We start from the raw sequence: 16,939 nt of genomic DNA on the forward strand, positions 1-16,939 counted from the left end.
CAGACTCCGCCGCATGCTTCTCGCCCATCGCCCGGCCACGCGCCGGCTCACGCGTTCCCTGGTCGCGGTCGCGGACCGTCGCGCGAGCCCCTGGCCGTCGGCCGCCCTGGCCGCCGGGTTCGCAGCCGCCTACACCTGGTTCGCGGTGCAGCGCCACTGGGCATATCGCTCCGGCGGCTTCGATCTCGGCATCTTCGACCAGGCCGTGCGGAGTTACGCCCACGGCCGGCTCCCGGTGTCGACGATCCGGGACCCGCAGCTGATCCTGCTCGGCGACCACTTCCATCCGATCCTGATCGTGCTCGCACCCTTCTACCGGCTCTTCCCAACGGCCGAGACGCTGTTGGTCGCCCAGGCGATGCTGCTCGCTGTGTCCGTCTTCCCCATCACCCGCCTCGCCTGTACGACGCTCGGCGCCAGAACCGGACTGGTCGTCGGGACCTGCTACGGCTTGTCCTGGGGCCTGCTGAACGCAATCACGTTCGACTTCCACGAGATCGCGTTCGCCGTACCACTGCTCGCGTTCGCCCTGACCGAACTGCTCCACGGCCGGCCGGGGCGTGCCGTCGCGATAGCCGCTCCCCTGGTCTTGGTCAAGGAGGACCTCGGACTGACGCTGGCCGTGCTGGGACTGCTGATCGCCCTGCGCCCCGGCACCCGTCGGCTCGGGCTGCTCACCGCCGCCGGAGGCACCGCGGCGTCGCTGCTCAGCGTGTTCGTGATCATTCCGGCCTTCAGTGCCTACGGCAACTACCGTTATCTGGGTGCAGGTGGTCTGCGGGCACCGGAGCCCGCCCTGGCCGGCGACTTGCTCTCGCCGGGAAAGCTTCACCTGGTCGTGCTGCTTCTGCTGCCGACACTCTTCCTCGCGCTCAGGTCGCCCCTGGTGCTGTTGCTGGTGCCGACCTTGGGTTGGCGTCTGACAAGCACGTACATCCTCTACTGGATCCCGACCTTCCACTACGACGCCGTACTGATGCCGATGCTGTTCTGCGCGCTGGTTCACGGACTGGTCCTGCTCCGGCCACGCCTGCGCGGCCTCCTGCCTGTCGTCTGCGCGGCTCTGGCGGCGACCTGCGTGACGCTGTTCCTGCAGTCATCCGCCGCGAACGGTCCCGGGCACCCGTCGGAGTTCACGGCCGCTGCCGACCGACTGATCGCCAGGATCCCGGATGGTGCGACAGTGAGTACGACGGACACGATCGCGCCGCACCTGTCGTCCCGGACCGACGTGTATCTGCTCAAGGCGAAACGGCCGACCGAGTGGACGCTGGCGCCGCACGACGACCCGCACCTGTCGCCGCGCCCGGACGATGTCGTCGTCCGGGACGGCGACCTGATCTTGCTCCGGCACCCCACGCCGCAGAACACCGAAGGAGAGACATGGCCGCGGTCGCGGTGATCGTGCCGTGCTACAACGAGGCCGCGGCGGTGCGCAAGGTGGTCACCGAACTGCGCGACTCGTTGCCGGCAGCACAGATCTACGTCTACGACAACAACTCGTCCGACGACACGGCCGCGATCGCCGCCGCCGCGGGGGCGACCGTCAGGCACGTCGCGCGCCGCGGCAAGGGCAACGTGGTCCGGCGTGCGTTCGCGGACATCGAGGCCGAGGTCTACCTGCTGATCGACGGCGACGACACGTACGAGGCGGCCCGCGCGGCCGACCTGGTGAACGCTCTGCTGGCCGGTCCGTACGACCAGGTGGTAGGCGTACGGCGGCACTCCGACGCCGCGGCGTACCGGCCGGGCCACACGCTCGGGAACCGGGTGCTGACCGCCGCCGTCGGCGCGCTGTTCGGCCGCGACATCACCGACATGCTCAGCGGCTACCGGGCCTTCTCGCGGCGGTACGTGAAGTCGTTCCCCGCCCTCGCCCAGGAGTTCGAGATCGAAACGGAGCTCACGATCCACACACTGCACCTACGGGTTCCGGTCGCTGAGGTCGAGGTCGGCTACAAGGAGCGGCCGGCCGGCGGCGAGAGCAAGCTGCGGACCTATCGCGACGGGCTGCGGATCCTGCGCTGGATCCTGCACCTCGCACGATTGGAGCGGCCGGTGCTGTTCCACGGCGTGATCGCGGCGATCCTCGGTACGGCGGCGTTGGCGCTGGGCGCTCCCGTCGTCCTGGAGTTCCTGCGGACCGGGCTCGTCCCGCGGTTCCCGACCGCGATCCTCGCGTCGTCCATCGGGCTGGCCGCGATCCTGACGCTGGTGCTCGGCTATCTGCTGGACGCGATCGGCCGGAGCCGGCAGGAGGCCGCGCGGTTGAGCTACTTGACACATCCGGCGCCTGCCCAGGTCGCGGCGACGGTCGGGGCCGGTTCATGAGGCGGCACTGGCCGGCGGCAGTCGCCGCGCTCGCCGCCGGGCTGACCTTCGTGCTGAGCGGGATCCTGCGCCACACCTATCCGTTCGGGGACCGGCCGCGGAGCACCAACGACCTCGGTCAGCAGATCGTGCCGATGTACGCGCACTACCGCGACGTCCTGACCGGCCACGGCGGCGATCTGTTCTTCAACTGGTCGAGCGGGTTGGGCGTACCGTTCCTGGGCGACTTCATGGCCTACGTCGGCTCCACGTTGTCGTGGATCACCGTGCTGATGCCACGGGATCACGTCGACCTGGCCTTGTTCCTCGTCGACGTCCTGGCCATCGGTCTCGCGGCCGGCGCGATGACGGCGTACCTGCGGTACCTGCGTCCGGGCCCGGCCTGGCCGGCGGTGATCGCGGGCGTGTCGTACGGCGCGTGCGGGTGGGCGATCGACGACGCGGCGTACATGAGTGTCTGGCTGAACGGGCTGGTCGCGTTCCCGGTGATCTGCCTGCTGTGCGAATGGATCCTGCGGCGGCGGTCAGCGCTGTCGTTGCTGGTGACGTCGCTCGTCGTCGCGCTGTTGTGGACGTCGCACTTCTACACCGTCTACATGGCGATGATCGGCGCGGCGCTCGTCGTGGTGGCGCGTCTGCTCGCGGACGACGCGACGGTGTCGTGGCGGCATCGGCTGACCGGCGCGTTGCGCTGCTTCGTTGCCATCGGCCTCGGAACCGGACTGGCGGCTCCGCTGCTGCTGCCGACGTTCGAGGCCGTGCGCGCCGCACGGCCCAGCCCGGATGTGGTCTTCCGGCCGGTCCTCCCGCTCACCTTCCTGGCCCGGCTCCTGCCCGGCAGCGAAGGAGTCGGCACGACCCCGGGACTCGCGGTCGGCACGGTCATGCTGCTGCTGGCGGTCAGCCTGCCGTTCAACCGGCTCGTCCCGGCCCGCGAACGGATCGTGTGGACCGCCACGGTCGTGCTCACGATGCTCAGCCTGCAGATCCGGATCACCCACGAGATCTGGCACGGCTTCGACGCGCCGAACGGCAGCCCGTACCGGCAGGCGTTCGTCGTGGCCGGATTGCAGGTCATCGTCGGCTGGATCTCCTGGTCCGCCGGGATCCGCACCGTACTGACGGTCGCTGCCCCGATGGGCGCTGTGCTGCTGCTGTACGTCTTGTCCTGGGACGTCCGCAGTACGACGCGGGCCACGCAGCTCGTCGTACCGGTGCTGGTCGTCGTCGCGCTCGGGGCGTGGTTCCTGAGCCGATCGCCGCGATGGGTACGGCGGGGAGCGGCGGCGGTGCTCGTCGCCGCCGTGTTCGTGGAGGTCTCGTTGTCGGCGGTGGCGATCGACGAGCGGCGGAGCAAGATCCTGAGTGCGAAGGCGCCGTGGGGCGCCGAGCACACCGCGCTGCGCTCGCTGGTCACCTCGGCGGCGGACTGGCCGGCGTACCGCACGGCGCCCGGCGCGGAGCAGACCGTCAACGATCCGATGCTGATCGGCGGGCAGGGGCCGCAGTACTACTCGAGCACGATGCCTGACCGGGTGTCGCAACAGCTGCTCGATCTCGGGTTCGGGTACAGCTCGTACGGACGGGCGCTGGTCGACCCACGGAACCCGGTCGTCGACGCGATCTTCGCGATCCGGTCGCGCGTCGTGGGCCGGCTGTCGCTGGAGAAGTACGACGTACCGCCGCTGGTCACCGTTCGACCGGCGGCGGCCTGGTCGTCGAGCGACCCCGGACCGTTCGGCGCGCAGGAGTCGGCGCTCGGCGCGGACGTCTACACCGTGCCGCGTGTGCGCCCCGAGAAGGGCCACGTGCTGCTCGCGGCCTGCGCGCCCGGCTCGGAGATCTGGTTCGCGGCGCCGGAGTTCGTCGGCTCGGTCCTGGTCGCCGGCCGCGGCTGGGTCGTCAACCTGTCCGCAAAGGTGAAGTCCCCCGGCGTCTACGCGGGCGCGCCGATGCTCCGGGTCGGCACCGTGGGCGCGGACGGCGTCGCCGCCGTACCCATCCGCCTCAGCCCCCGCGCGACACTCCCCTCATCCCCCATCGGCTGCCTCGATCGATCCCGCCTCGCCACCGCCGTCCACACTCTCACTCCGCCCAGCCCGCCGGCAGTCGACGTCAGCGGCCACGCAATCCACATCCGCCTCCACCCGAGCGATACGTCTGCCTCGCTCGTCATCGCAACCATCCGAATCGAGGGCTGGCGCTGCTCCGTCGACCACGGCCCCGCCCACACCCCCGACAACCGGGCAGGCCTTCTCGCCGTACCCCTACCGGCAGGCGCGTCCACGGTCTCCTGCACCTACCACCCGCCCGGCCTGAGCCAGGGCCTGGCCATCGCAGCACTTGTCGTGCTCCTCACCGGCGCAAGCCTCGTCCTCGTCCGTCGAGCCTGATAGTGGCGCACGACGCCAGACAGACGGGCTTTCAGTTGGCTTTCAGGCTGCCGAGCGCGGGGGGTTCGACGTTCAGTTCGCGGAGGGCGGTGGCGTAGCGGTCGACGTTGCGGAGTTTGACGGACTCGTAGCCTCGGACGAGGTCTGGGAGTTCGGCGAGTTGTACTGCGCGGTCGTACGACGTGGGGCTGAGGTCGGCGGCCAGGCCGGTCATCAGGGTGCGGTAGTGGTCGCGCAGGGTGCGCTCGACCCTGCGGAGGTGCGCGTAGCCGAAGAGGTCCGCGCGGGTGCCGCGGAGTGACTTGAGCCTGGCGAGGACGCGCAGCGTGCCGTGCGACTTGGGGCCGAACGAGATCTTCTTCGTGCGGCCCAGCGCGCGCAGCACGGGCGGGTGCAACTTGAACGACACCACACCGCCCGGGAAGGACTCGCCGGTCGAGTCGAGGAACGCCGGGTCGGTGAGAAGCCGCGCGACCTCGTACTCGTCCTTGTACGCCGTGAGCTTGAACAGGTTGCGGGCAACCGCCTCGCTGAACCGGGTCTGCGTGGTGACGGCTCCCTCGGCGGCAGCGATCCGCGCCACGAAGTCGACGTACGAGTCCGCGAGCTTCACGTTCTGGTAGGCGACCAGGTCGGCGGCACGCCGGGCGACGAGGCGCAGCACCTCGCCCTCGAGCCCGGAGGTCGCGACCGAGACAGGTACGTCGGGACTCGCGACCGCGGCCGACTGCTTCCCGGCGGCGCGGAACACGGCCGGGTCGGCGACCGCCACACGCCCCCAGGTGAAAGCGGCGATGTTCGCGGCAACCGCGGTGCCGTTGATCTTGATGGCTTCCTCGATCGCCGCGGCCGGCAGGCGGAGCGCACCGGTCTGGTAGGCGGCGCCGACGAGCAGGAAGTTCGCCGCGATCGTGTTGCCGAAGATCCGGTCCGCGGCCTCGAGCGCGTCGAAGTCGAACGTCTCCGCGCTCGCGGTCCGGACCCGCTCCAGCAACCCGGCCTCGTCGGGGTGCTGGACGGCAGGGTCGTACACCATCGCGCCGGTCGCGGTGCGGCTGGTGGAGACCACGGTCCGGCTCACAGCACCGTTGCCGTAGGCAAGGTTCCGGTCCTCGGCGAGGGTCAGCAGGTCGAACCCGAGCAGGCAGTCCGCGGAGCCGGGAGTGAGCCGGTTGGCCGGCTCGAGCTCGCCGTCGGCGAACCGCAGGTGTCCGGTGACAGGGCCGGCCTTCTGGCTCAGTCCGGTCTGGTCGAGCGACTCGACGGCGTACCCGGCGCGATGCGCGGCGGTCGCGAGCACCTGGTTGACCGTGACGATGCCGGTGCCGCCGATGCCGGCCAGGAAGACGTTCTGGGTACCGGCGACGCGGTCCTCGGCGCTGCTCGGCGGCACCGACGGCGGCGCCGGAAACGCCGCCTTCTTCCGGGCTGCCGTCCGGGTGGACCGCGGCGCCGTCTCGACGACCACGAACGACGGGCAGTCGCCGTCGAGGCAGCTGTAGTCGGTGTTGCAGGAGGTCTGCTCGATGCGGGTCTTGCGACCGTACTCGGTCTCGACCGGCTGCACCGACAGGCAGTTGCTCTTCACACCGCAGTCGCCGCAGCCCTCGCACACCGCCTCGTTGATGACGACGCGCTGCGTGCGGGCCGGCAGGCTGCCGCGCTTGCGCTGCCGCCGTGCGTCGGCGGCGCAGTGCTGGTCGTAGATCAGCACCGTGACGCCGGGGGTTTCGCGCAGCATCCGCTGGGCTTCGTCGAGACGGTCACGGCTCCACAGCAGCGTGCCGGGCGCGAGGTCGCGACGACGGTGCCGTTCCGGCTCGTCGGCGCAGACCACGATCTTCCGCACGCCCTCGACGGACAGCTTGTGGGTCAGCTGCGGCACGCTGAGCGCGCCCTCGGCGTCCTGCGCGCCGGTCATCGCGACGACGTCGTTGTAGAGCACCTTGTAGGTGATGTTCACGCCGGCGGCGATACAGGCCTGGACGGCCAGCTGCCCGGAGTGGAAGAAGGTGCCGTCACCGACGTTCTGGAAGATGTGGCCGGCGTCGGTGAACCACGCCTGGCCGATCCACTGGGCTCCTTCACCGCCCATCTGGGTGACTCCGGTGACGGCGCTGTCCTGCCGGTCGGAGATCGTCACCATGGCGTGGCAGCCGATCCCGCCGCCGCCCATCGACCCCTCGGGAAGAGCGGTCGAGCGGTTGTGCGGGCAGCCGCTGCAGAAGTACGCCGAGCGGCTGGTCGAGAGCAACGGCAGCGAGATCCGCCGCGGCGGGGGCGGCGTGACGGCGACCAGGTCCTGCAGCAGGGACCGCAGCGGCGCGAGCAGCCGGCCCGCCGTGAGCTCACCGTCGGCGGGAATCAGCAGCCGGCCGGCGGTGTCGCGTTTGCCGACGATCTGCGGCGCGTCCGGCGTACCGTAGAGGATCTCCCGGATCTGGGTCTCGACGAACGCGGTCTTGTCCTCGACCACGACGATCCGGTCCAGCCCCTCGGCGAACGAGCGCACGGTGCCGGGCGCGACAGGGCTCATCAGCCCGAGCCGCAGCACCCGGACGCCCGCCCGAGCGAGCGCCTCGTCCGTGACGCCGAGGTCCTTCATCGCCTGCCGCATCGAGTCGTAGCAGCTGCCGGAGGCAACGAATCCGACACGGGCGTGCGCCGGGTCGACGTCGACCACGTCGAGGCCGTTCTCGACGGCGTACGCGCGAACCAGCTCGGTGCGCGGCCCGACCAGGTCCGCCTCGGCACGCACGATCGCGTCGGGCCGGACGACCATCGGGCGCTGCTCGTACCGGTAGGGCTTGCCGTCCCACTCGATCGCGGGGACGACCGGCAGTACGTCGCCCGCGGTGGCGTCGACCGCCCAGGCGCCGTCGGCGACGTCCGCGACGATCTTCAGCGCGACGACGCAGCCGGTCACCCGCGACAGCTCGATCGCGTGCAGGCCGAGCGTCACGATCTCGGCCGCGTTGCGCGGGAAGAGGACCGGGATCCCCAGTGCGGCCAGGGACCGCTCGCTGACCGCCGGTACGGTCGAAGATTTCGAGGCAGGGTCGTCACCGACCAGGAGCACGGCGCCGCCGCGCGGGTTCACGCCGTACATGTTGGCGTGCCGCAGCGCGTCGGTCGCGCGGTCCACACCGGGGCCCTTGCCGTACCAGAAGCCGGTCACGCCATCATGGGTGCCGGTGCCGAGCGGCAGCTCGATCTGGCTGCCCCACACCGAGGTCGCGGCGAGTTCCTCGTTGAGCCCGGGCACGAACCGGATGTCGTTCTCGTCCAGCACGTCCCGCATGCCTGCCAGCAGCCGGTCGAGGCCGCCGAGCGGGCTGCCCTGGTAGCCGGAGACGAAGGACGCGGTCCGCAGCCCACGGCGCCGGTCGAGCGCGCGGTGCTCGACCAGGAGTCGCGCGATCGCCTGGACGCCGGTCAGTAGCGTCGGCGGGCCGGCCGGCCGGAACCGGTCGTCGAGGTCGTACGGCGGAGCAGCGGCGAGTCGCTCCGCGCTGATCTCGGCGGGGGCGATGGCGGTCATCGGCTCTCCAGGGGTCCGCGGCAGTTCCCCAGAGCGTGCGGGCTGGGTGGGCCGAGTCACAAGAGTTGTCGTCGAGTTTGGCGACGATCCGCAATCCTTGCCGCGACGATCGCGGTCCGGACGCAACAAAGGACTCCTTCGGAGTAGAGTTCGTTGCGTGCCTGAGCAAGCCAGCCTGGACGCCACCGATCGCGCGATCCTCGACCTGCTGCGCGACAACGCCCGCCGCCCGCTGCGCGAGATCGCGACCGCGGTCGGCCTCACCGTCGCGCCCGTCCAGCGCCGGATCACCCGGCTGGAGAAACTCGGCGTCATCGAGCGCTACACGGTGCAGATCAACCACGGCCGGATCGCCGGCGGCATCGAGGCGATGACCGAGCTGCACTTCGCCGACGACCTCGACCTCGCACAGATCATGGAGTTCGTGGCCCAGGTCCCCGAGGTCAAGGAGGTCCTCACCCTGGCCGGTGACCCGGACGCGCTGGTCCGCATCCAGGTCGAGGGCGTGGAGGATCTGCGCCGCGTCGTCAGCTCACTACGCTCCGCCGAAGCGATCGCAAGCACCAAGACGCTTGTCGTCCTCGAGCAATGGACCCGCCGAGGCTGAGGAACTCGCCGTACGGCTCCGCTCAGCGGTCGAGAGGGTTCGCCGCCATCCGGTCCACGAGACCGGAGTGAACTGCGCGGGCCGCGGAGCTGTCGGGTTTGCGGTCCGCCTGCGCCCGGAAGCACGCGAGGAACTCGGCGGCGAGACCCGAGCGCGGGAACTGCTCGAGGACCTCGGCGCGGAAGGCCGGGGTGAAGTCGTCGAGGTCCCTGCCCACGATGTCGACCGCCGCGGCCCGCGACAGCAGATGTCCCTCGACGTCCTCGGCCGGGTCCACCTCCGGCCACATGTGCCGGACGATGACTTCCCCCAGGCGCTCGCGGCGCTCGTCCGGCCATCCCGCACCGGCCGCGAACACCCGCGCGACGTGTCCGCTGGTCTCCTCGAAGGAGACGGTGTGGCTGTCGAACACCGGCACCAGGCTGACGTCGTGGAACATCGCCGCGACGAACAGCAGCTCGGCGTCGTACCGCAGGCCGTGCTCATCGCCGTACGTCGCTCCCCAGAGGTAGACGCGGTGCGAGTGACTGAGCATGGCGGCGGACAGGTAGGTGCCGGCCACGTCGAGGGCCGCCGACGAGGCAGCAGTGTCAGGAATCGTGATCATGCCTCGACGGTACGGCGCGGAAGGCCCGCGCGGCTGGTCCATTCCGACGGCGGGATGTTGGGCCACCGGCCGCCGAAATGGCCCATCGACACAGGCCGCGAATGGCATCCCGGCAGCGGTCCACCAGCGCGTAGCGTCGAAGGTGAACCAGCAGCTGTCTACCCCGAGGATCATCATGCGTGCCATCACCGTTCGGGACCCCGAGGCCGAGGACTTCGGGCTGTCCCTCACCGAGCTCCCCCATCCCCATGCCGCCGAGAACGACGTCGTCGTGCAGGTCCACGCCGCGGGCTTCATCCGCACCGAACCGCAGTGGCCCGCGACCTGGGTCGACCGCGCCGGCCGCGACCGCACGCCGAGCGTGCCCGGCCACGAACTGTCCGGCGTGGTCGTCGAGCTCGGCTACGGCACGACGGGTCTGTCAGTCGGTCAGCGGGTCTTCGGGCTGACCGACTGGGCCCGCAACGGAACGCTCGCCGAGTACACCGCCGTCGAGGCCCGCAACCTGGCGCCACTTCCCGCCGACGTCGACCACGTCACCGCGGCCGCCCTGCCGATGCCCGGTCTGACGGCCTGGCAGGCCCTCTACGACCACGCTCACCTGCAGACGGGGCAGACCGTCCTCATCCACGGCACCGGTGGTTCCGTCGGCTCGCTGGCCGTACAACTCGCCCGTGAGACCGGCGCCCACATCATCGGCACCGGCCGGGCCGCCGACCGGAAGCTCGCCGAGAGCCTGGGCGCCCACGAGTTCGTCGACCTGGACAACGACCGCCTCGAGGACGCCGGTGAGGTGGACGTGGTGTTCGACGTGATCGGCGGCGAGATCCTCAACCGCTCCACCGCACTACTGCGGCCGGGCGGCACACTCGTCACCGTCGCCGAGCCGCCGACCGTCCAGCCTCGCGACGGCAGGGCGATCTTCTTCGTCGTCGAGCCCGATCGTGCACAGACGGCCCAGCTGGCCGCCCGGCTGCGCGACAGCCGGCTCGTCCCTCTCGTCACCGCGGTCCGTGAGCTGGCCGACGTCCCGGCCACGTTCGGCAGCCGCGGCAAGACGATCGTCAAGGTCACCGCGGACTGAAGGATTGCGATTGCGGGCCCGTCCCCCTCCCCTGTGCTGCGACAGGCCCGCAATCGGTCTGTGGGTTGCGGTCACGCGACGGCGGACCGATGCCGGCGACGGCAGGCAAGAATCGTGAGAATGCGGCGTTTGCGCTCGATCACGGCCGTCAGCTGTTCGCGGTCGGCCTGCCGGCGCGCAGTCCGCAACTCGTCCTCGACGGCCTGCAGGGCATGCAGTAGTTCACGAACGGTACGGGGATCGGAATCGCGCATGACGGCCTCGGCAAGCTCGAAGAATTCGGCGCCCGGCTGTCTGAGGCTGAACCACTATGACCGGACGAACGTGTTCTGGGCAAGCCCCGTCCGGAACATTCTTTTCCTGCTGGACGACCCCGGCCGGTCGGTGCTATCCAGAAATGGTCCGAGGGAATTGCCATGACCGATTCCGGCTCGCCGCCGAACTCCACGCACGACCAGCTCGCCCGCGACCTCAGCGAACTGGCCCGTGACCTGCACCGCGCCGACGCGCCGGACGACGTACTGCGGGAGGCTGTGCAGGCCGCGCTCGAGCTCGTGCCCGGCGCCCAGGACGGTTCGGTCACCACGATCGTGGTCGGCAAACTCTTGTCCCACAAGGCCGAGTCCGGCACCCTGCCGATGCGCGTCGACGCCCTGGTGTCGGAGCTCGGCGAAGGCCCGTGCCTGGACGCGCTGCGCGATCAGAAGGCGGTGGTTCGCGTCGACGACATGCGCACCGAGTCCCGGTGGCCGCGGCTGGCCCCACGGGCCGCCGAGCTGGGCGCGCTCAGTGTGTTGACGTTCCCGCTGTTCTCCAAGGACGACAACCTCTGTTCGCTCAACCTGTACGCCGATACCGCGAACGCCTTCTCCGCGGAGTCCGAGCAGATCGGCTGCCTGATCGCCGTCCACGCCGCGGTGGCCTACGCGGGCGCCCAGCGCACGGAGAACCTCCTGGCCGCCCTGGAGACCCGCGACCAGATCGGCCAGGCGGTCGGCCTGCTGATGGAGCGGTACTCGATCACCTCCGAGCGCGCCTTCAGCACCCTCGTCCGCTTCAGCCGCCAGACCAACCGCAAACTCCGCGATGTGGCCCTCGAACTCATCTCCGACGCCGAGGCCGGCGCCCACCGGTAGTCAGATCGCCGTCAGATCGTGGTGACCATGCCGCCGTCGATCAGCACGTCACATCCGGTCATGTTGCCGCCGGCTCCGGAGGCGAGGACCAGCACCAGCTGCGCCACCTCCTCCGGACGGGTGAATCGCCCGGTCGGTGTACCGGCAACTGCCGCGTCCCGGACCGCGGTGGGATCGAGTCCCTGGGCCCGGCCGACGGTCTCCGCGACGCCGCCGGGGCCCAGCCAGAGCGCGGTTTCGACCGGTCCCGGACTGATGGTGTTCACCCGGACACCAGCGGGTCCGAGCTCCTTGGACAGCGACTTGGAGAAGCTGCGCAGCGCGGCCTTCGCCGCGCTGTAGTCGATGACGCCGGGATCGGGCAGCGTGGCGTTCACCGAGCAGATCGTGACGATGGCGGACGGCGCACTCGCCAACAGGTGCGGCACCGCGACCCGGGTCGCGCGCACTGCCGACAGCAGATTCACTTCCAGCGCCCACTGCCACTCCGCGTCCGTGACGGCGAGGAAACCCTCGGTGCGCGGACGTACCCCACCCACGTTGTTCACGAGCACGTCGACGCCACCGAATCGCGTCACGGCCGCACCCACCAGGGCCTCGCATCCGGCCGCGGTGGTGAGGTCGCCCAGCACGACCTCGACCTCACCGTCCTCGGCCAACGCGTCCAGTTCGGGTGAACCGCCGAGCGCACCGGCGGCGACCCGCATGCCCTCGCCGAGCAGCGCCTGCGTGACCGCAAGACCGATGCCCTTGCTCGCGCCGGTCACCACTGCCGTCCGGCCGGCCAGGTCGAGCTTCACAGGGACTGCTCCTTCAGCCAGGCCAAGCACGCCGTGGCGATATCGGACCAGCCGGAGTCGACGACGAGCGAGTGGCCCCGGTCCGGGAAGGTCCTCAGGTCGGTGACGGCGTCGGAGTGGCGGTACTGCTTGAGCGTCGCGCGGGTCACCGACTCGGGGACGGTGTGGTCCTTCCCGCTGGCGATCAGCAGCAGCGGCCCGCGCTTCTGGTTGCCGGTGTCGACCTTGGCCGGCGAGTGCGGGTTGAAGTTCGCCGACGCCGCCTCGAACAGCGGCCGGCCGGGCGCCGGAATGGTCCAGCGCTCGAACAACAGGTCGGACTCCTCCCGCGAGACCGCGTTGCCGAACGCAAACCGGAACTGCTCGGCGGTCAGCGAGACGGCCCGGTGCTTGTTGGCCGGATTCTTGAACACCGGCAACGTGGCCCGCAGCGCGGACAGCGGGACGGGCAGCACGCCCTTGATCTGGGCGGCGTCGATCGCGATCGCCGCCCGGGCGCGGTCCTGCCCGAGCAGCTTCTGTGCGACCATGCCGCCGAACGAGTGCCCGATCAGGATCGGCGGCTCGGGGAGCTCCTCGATGACGGCGGCGAAGTGCGCCACGACATCGTCGATGCCGTGATCGCCGATCGCCTCCGGGTCGTGCCGGGACGCCTCGACGGTCGGGCCGTCACCGGGCCAGCCCGGCGCCGCGGGCTCGTACCCCTCGGTGCGGAATCGCGTCAGCCACGCGTCCCACGACGTCGCGTGCAGCCAGAGTCCGTGGATGAAGAGCACCGGTGTTCCCACAGTCGTCCTCCTGGTCGGTCCCGAGGTGCTGGACACACCGCGTTGGAACCGACGTTAGGACGTCCGGGCCGCGGCCGTCTTCAGTCGAATGACTGTGCCTGCCTCAGCACGTGTTCCGGAGCACCGGTGAGTACGCCGGCGAGCTGCTGGCGGCTGGTGATGCCGAGCTTCGGAAAGATCCGGTACAGGTGCGAGCCGATCGTGCGGTGCGACAGGAAGAGTCGCTGGGCGATGTCCCGGTTGGACAGTCCGCGGGCGGCGAGCTCGGCGATCTGCGCCTCTTGGGGCGACAGCTGCTCCCGGCCACTCGACGTCGGCTGCCAGCCACGCTCTCCCGTCGCCCTCAGCTCCTGGTCGGCGCGAAGCGCCCACGGTTTGGCACCGAGCGCGTCGAAGGCGCCGCGCGCCGCCCGGAGCGGATCGCGGGACTCGGTCACCCGCCGCCGGCGACGCAGCCAGGAGCCGTACGCCAACTGCAGGCGGGCCTGATGCCACGGGAACGGCCGGCTCGCACCGTCCAGCGCACCCCGAAACAACTCCTCGGCCGATGCGTCGTCGGCCAGAACCGCGCGTGAGTACTCCAGAGCGATCGTCGTACCGACGGCAGGCGTGCCTCGCGCCGCCCGTTCGACGGTGCCGACCAACGACCTCGCGTCGTCCCGGCGACCGGCCCGTACGGCGGCCTCGGCGAGGTAGCTGACCGTCCACAGTTGCTGAACGCGCTGATAGGCGGCGTCGGTCGGTACGAACACGCGGAGCATCTCGCCGTACGCCTGCTCGGCACGCTCCGCGCCGAGCTCGCCGAGCCCGCGGACCAACTGAGCACCCGCGAGCAGGGAGGAGCTCGCGTTCGGCAGTTGCAGAGCGGTGCGCTCGGCGTCGGCGAGCAGGGCGTGCCGGGGGTCCCAGCCGCCGCCGATCGCGTCAATCAGTGCCGCCGCGATCCGGGCAGTACCGGCCCACACCCGCTGGCCGGTCTCGTCGGCCAGGCGCATGCTCTCGGCGGCGGACCGCGACGCGTCGAAGACGCCCAGGTTGATCTCGGCCCAGGCGCGGATCGCGAGCGCCTCGGCGAGCAGGCTCAGCCGCCCGTCCGCGCGCAGCTCGTGCACGGCCACCGACAGGAACGACTCCGCGCGCACGAAGTCACCGGCGCCGAAGGCCGCGATGCCGAGCAGGGCCGCGGGTTCCGCCCGGCCGCCGCCGTCCGCGGGCCACAGTTCGAGCTGCTCGATGATCGGCGCGCTCGATTCCAGCGACTCCGCGAGACCGAGCACCGCGAGCAACCTGGGGTCACCGGCGGCCAGCGGAACCTCCCGCGCGGCGCCGACGATCTCCCGCCGTACCGACTCGCCCGGATCGCGCCACCAAACCCTGCGGGCGGCGCCGAACAGCAACTGCATGGCGAGTTCGACGTCGTCCTCGGCGGTGGCCTGCCGGGCCAGATCGACCAGGTGACGGACCTCCGCCGGATCACTCGTGGCGCCGTCGTGGAAGACACCCATCAGCCACGTGAGGCGGGACCGATCTCGCGGTCGAAGTGCCATCCGCGTCACCCGGGTCTTGATTTGTTCGACCTGGGTGAACCTGCCGAGTTCATAGCCCAGTTCCGCCGCACCCAGCAGCCGGGCCGCCTGGTCCAGGGGATCGGGGCTCAGAGCGGCGGCCCGCTCGAGCCGCGCCAGCGCAGTGGCGTACGCCCCGCGCCGGCGGGCTTCGCCGGCCGCCCGCTCGAGCTCTGCGGCGATGGGTTCGTCGCGGCCGGCCACCGCGCCGGCCCGATGCCAGATCGCGCGGTCGGGCTCGGCGGACAGAGCGGTCGCGAGGGCGGCGTGTGCCTGCGTACGGCGGTCTGCGGGCATCACCTGCCGCAGTGCCGACCCCATCAACGGGTGCCCGATGGCGTACGTCGGTCCGGCGATCGTGAGAAAGCCGAGCTCGACGGCCGGTAGCGCCGTACCGCGATCGACGGTGACGCCGGACAGGATCGCCGCCGCGGTCAGTACCTGCTCGAGGTCGTCGCCGTCATCCAGCGCGGCCACGTCGAGGACAGCGCGAGCGGGCGGTTCCAGTTCGTCGGCACGCGCTGCGAAGGCGCGCTCCAGGCGAGCCGTCATCGGCAGGTCGTCGTCCACTTCGGTCCAGGCGTACATCCCGGACTGCCAAGCGGCAGCGAACTCGACCAGCGCCAAGGGATTACCCGCGGCGTGGCCGAGAACCCGATCGCGCAACCCGGGTGCCAGATCGGGAGCTCGCGACCGCAGCAACGCCTGCGCGTCCGCGTCCGGCAAGGCGCCCAGCTCGATCCAGCTGACGGTCTGCTCGTCGCCGAGAAGCTGCGATGCGGAGCGAGATGTGCACAGCAGCACCACCCGCTCCGCCGCGACACGACGGGCCACGAAGGCGAGCGTGTCCACACTGGGCCGGTCCATCCAGTGCAGGTCGTCGAGGCTCATCAGGACCGGTGCCCGCCCGGCGCACTCCACCAGGAGCTCCAGCACCGCGAGCGACGTGAAGAACGGGTTCACCTGGCCTGCTTCGACCATTCCGAAACAGGCCAGCAAGGAGTCGCGCTGCTGGGCCGGGAGAGTGTCCACGCGCGACAGGACCGGCCGCAGCAGTTGATGCAGACCGGCGTAGGGCAGGTGGGTCTCGGACTGGCTGCCGTGCGCACGCAGAACTGTGAAACCCCGGGACTCCGCGTGCTCGGCGACGCGCGCCTGCACCACGCTCTTGCCCACTCCCGGCTCGCCGCTCAGTCCGATCGCGAAACCGCCGGCCTCCACCTCGTCGAGCCTGGCCGTCAGCCGACCGAGGATCTGGTCGCGACCGAACAACTGTTCGTCGTCGGTCGCGGCCATGAGTAGAGCATGAGTCCCCCGCTGCGATCCGTCCAATCACCTGCTCGGGCACCGGGTGCCCGGGGCTACACTCGCCGCCATGAGCGGGACGCGGGTGGCGATTGCGGACGACGACGTCCTGCTACGGGAAGGAATCGCGAGTCTGCTGGCAGCGTCGGGATTCGACGTGGTCGGGCAGGCCGGAAACGGCCCGGAGCTGCTGGACCTGGTCCGCAGCCGGCGTCCGGAGCTGGTCGTCGTGGACATCCGGATGCCGCCTGGCCACGCGACCGAAGGGCTCGAGGCCGCCGAGGTGATCCGTCGCGAGCGCCCGAAGACCGCCGTCCTGCTGTTGTCGGCGTACGTCGACGTCGAGCACGCCGTGCAGCTGATGGCCGCCGGTCACGGAATCGGGTATCTGCTCAAGCGCCGGGTCACCGACGTCGAGGAGTTCCTCGACAGCGTACGGCGGGTCGCGAACGGGGGCTCCGTCGTCGACCCCGCACTGGTGCAGGAGCTGGTCGACGTCCGGCGCCGCCACGACCCGCTCGCCTCCCTCAGCGACCGGGAACGTGAGGTGCTGGCGCTGGTCGCCGAGGGCCGCTCCAACGCCGGCGTCGCCCGGCGCCTGTGGGTCACCGAGGGCACCGTCGAGAAACACGTCCGCAGCATCCTCACCAAGCTCGACCTGCCGGAGACCGACGACGACCACCGTCGCGTCCGGGCGGTCCTGGCCTACCTCCAGGGCGACCGTCGTACGGCGGACGACCGGTGACGGAGCTGATCGCAGCGGCGACCTCGGGGTGACCGGC

Annotated in this window: 13 protein-coding genes; 7 read left to right on the forward strand and 6 right to left on the reverse strand. The window is 70.8% G+C overall.

The window, feature by feature from the left end; genetic code table 11:
* Positions 1–13 precede the first annotated feature (13 nt).
* From AB0L64_RS06395 to AB0L64_RS06405, 3 genes are read left to right on the forward strand one after another with little or no spacing between them, the layout of a single operon-like run.
* Positions 14–1,402, forward strand: a complete 1,389-nt coding sequence (locus AB0L64_RS06395; RefSeq protein ID WP_363708368.1) for a DUF2079 domain-containing protein — start codon at positions 14–16, stop codon at positions 1,400–1,402.
* Positions 1,384–2,331: a glycosyltransferase gene (locus tag AB0L64_RS06400; RefSeq protein ID WP_363708370.1), complete on the forward strand. Its 948-nt coding sequence runs from the start codon at positions 1,384–1,386 to the stop codon at positions 2,329–2,331. The genes AB0L64_RS06395 and AB0L64_RS06400 overlap by 19 nt, the downstream gene beginning before the upstream one ends.
* Positions 2,328–4,724, forward strand: coding sequence for a YfhO family protein (locus tag AB0L64_RS06405; protein WP_363708373.1), 2,397 nt, complete (start codon positions 2,328–2,330; stop codon positions 4,722–4,724). Before AB0L64_RS06400 ends, AB0L64_RS06405 begins: the two co-directional genes overlap by 4 nt.
* Positions 4,725–4,755: 31 nt before the next feature.
* Here the strand turns inward: AB0L64_RS06405 and AB0L64_RS06410 are convergent, their stop codons facing one another.
* Entirely contained in the window at positions 4,756–8,265 is a 3,510-nt protein-coding gene (locus AB0L64_RS06410; RefSeq protein WP_363708375.1) for an indolepyruvate ferredoxin oxidoreductase family protein, read from the reverse strand.
* A 157-nt stretch (positions 8,266–8,422) separates the two neighbouring features.
* Here AB0L64_RS06410 and AB0L64_RS06415 point away from each other — a divergent pair, with 157 nt between their 5' ends.
* A complete protein-coding gene (locus AB0L64_RS06415) occupies positions 8,423–8,872 on the forward strand; it encodes an Lrp/AsnC family transcriptional regulator (RefSeq protein WP_363708377.1) in 450 nt (149 codons plus the stop codon).
* A 22-nt stretch (positions 8,873–8,894) separates the two neighbouring features.
* Here AB0L64_RS06415 and AB0L64_RS06420 read toward each other — a convergent pair whose 3' ends face one another.
* Positions 8,895–9,479: an HD domain-containing protein gene (locus AB0L64_RS06420; protein ID WP_363708379.1), complete on the reverse strand. Its 585-nt coding sequence runs from the start codon at positions 9,477–9,479 to the stop codon at positions 8,895–8,897.
* A 175-nt stretch (positions 9,480–9,654) separates the two neighbouring features.
* On the opposite strand from AB0L64_RS06420, the gene AB0L64_RS06425 reads away from it, so the two are divergent.
* The gene (locus tag AB0L64_RS06425; RefSeq protein ID WP_363708382.1) at positions 9,655–10,563 is read left to right on the forward strand and encodes an NADP-dependent oxidoreductase; all 909 of its coding nucleotides are present in this window, start codon (positions 9,655–9,657) and stop codon (positions 10,561–10,563) included.
* Between the two features lie 71 nt (positions 10,564–10,634).
* Here the strand turns inward: AB0L64_RS06425 and AB0L64_RS06430 are convergent, their stop codons facing one another.
* A complete protein-coding gene (locus tag AB0L64_RS06430; RefSeq protein WP_363708384.1) occupies positions 10,635–10,817 on the reverse strand; it encodes a hypothetical protein in 183 nt (60 codons plus the stop codon).
* A gap of 162 nt (positions 10,818–10,979) precedes the next feature.
* Between AB0L64_RS06430 and AB0L64_RS06435 the strand changes: the two genes are divergently transcribed.
* Complete coding sequence (locus tag AB0L64_RS06435; protein ID WP_363708386.1) at positions 10,980–11,699, forward strand: GAF and ANTAR domain-containing protein; 720 nt, start codon at positions 10,980–10,982, stop codon at positions 11,697–11,699.
* An 11-nt stretch (positions 11,700–11,710) separates the two neighbouring features.
* Here the strand turns inward: AB0L64_RS06435 and AB0L64_RS06440 are convergent, their stop codons facing one another.
* From AB0L64_RS06440 to AB0L64_RS06450, 3 genes are all read right to left on the reverse strand, one after another.
* On the reverse strand, positions 11,711–12,499 hold the full coding sequence (locus tag AB0L64_RS06440; protein ID WP_363708388.1) for an SDR family oxidoreductase: 789 nt from the start codon (positions 12,497–12,499) through the stop codon (positions 11,711–11,713).
* Positions 12,496–13,287 (reverse strand): alpha/beta hydrolase, encoded by a 792-nt coding sequence (locus tag AB0L64_RS06445; RefSeq protein ID WP_363708390.1) that lies wholly within the window; start codon positions 13,285–13,287, stop codon positions 12,496–12,498. The genes AB0L64_RS06440 and AB0L64_RS06445 overlap by 4 nt, the downstream gene beginning before the upstream one ends.
* An 80-nt stretch (positions 13,288–13,367) precedes the next feature.
* The gene (locus AB0L64_RS06450; protein ID WP_363708392.1) at positions 13,368–16,148 is read right to left on the reverse strand and encodes an AAA family ATPase; all 2,781 of its coding nucleotides are present in this window, start codon (positions 16,146–16,148) and stop codon (positions 13,368–13,370) included.
* 79 nt (positions 16,149–16,227) lie between these two features.
* On the opposite strand from AB0L64_RS06450, the gene AB0L64_RS06455 reads away from it, so the two are divergent.
* A complete protein-coding gene (locus AB0L64_RS06455; protein ID WP_363708394.1) occupies positions 16,228–16,902 on the forward strand; it encodes a response regulator transcription factor in 675 nt (224 codons plus the stop codon).
* Positions 16,903–16,939 lie beyond the last annotated feature (37 nt).

It is taken from the genome of Kribbella sp. NPDC051936 (assembly GCF_040680955.1).
Classification (GTDB): Bacteria; Actinomycetota; Actinomycetes; order Propionibacteriales; family Kribbellaceae; genus Kribbella.

Bases quoted from the DNA above. Each gene is read 5' to 3' on its own strand.
- AB0L64_RS06395 (WP_363708368.1), top strand. From the start codon at position 14: ATGCTTCTCGCCCATCGCCCGGCCACGCGCCGGCTCACGCGTTCCCTG.
- AB0L64_RS06400 (WP_363708370.1), top strand. From the start codon at position 1,384: ATGGCCGCGGTCGCGGTGATCGTGCCGTGCTACAACGAGGCCGCGGCG.
- AB0L64_RS06405 (WP_363708373.1), top strand. From the start codon at position 2,328: ATGAGGCGGCACTGGCCGGCGGCAGTCGCCGCGCTCGCCGCCGGGCTG.
- AB0L64_RS06410 (WP_363708375.1), bottom strand. From the start codon at position 8,265: ATGACCGCCATCGCCCCCGCCGAGATCAGCGCGGAGCGACTCGCCGCT.
- AB0L64_RS06420 (WP_363708379.1), bottom strand. From the start codon at position 9,479: ATGATCACGATTCCTGACACTGCTGCCTCGTCGGCGGCCCTCGACGTG.
- AB0L64_RS06425 (WP_363708382.1), top strand. From the start codon at position 9,655: ATGCGTGCCATCACCGTTCGGGACCCCGAGGCCGAGGACTTCGGGCTG.
- AB0L64_RS06430 (WP_363708384.1), bottom strand. From the start codon at position 10,817: ATGCGCGATTCCGATCCCCGTACCGTTCGTGAACTACTGCATGCCCTG.
- AB0L64_RS06435 (WP_363708386.1), top strand. From the start codon at position 10,980: ATGACCGATTCCGGCTCGCCGCCGAACTCCACGCACGACCAGCTCGCC.
- AB0L64_RS06450 (WP_363708392.1), bottom strand. From the start codon at position 16,148: ATGGCCGCGACCGACGACGAACAGTTGTTCGGTCGCGACCAGATCCTC.
- AB0L64_RS06455 (WP_363708394.1), top strand. From the start codon at position 16,228: ATGAGCGGGACGCGGGTGGCGATTGCGGACGACGACGTCCTGCTACGG.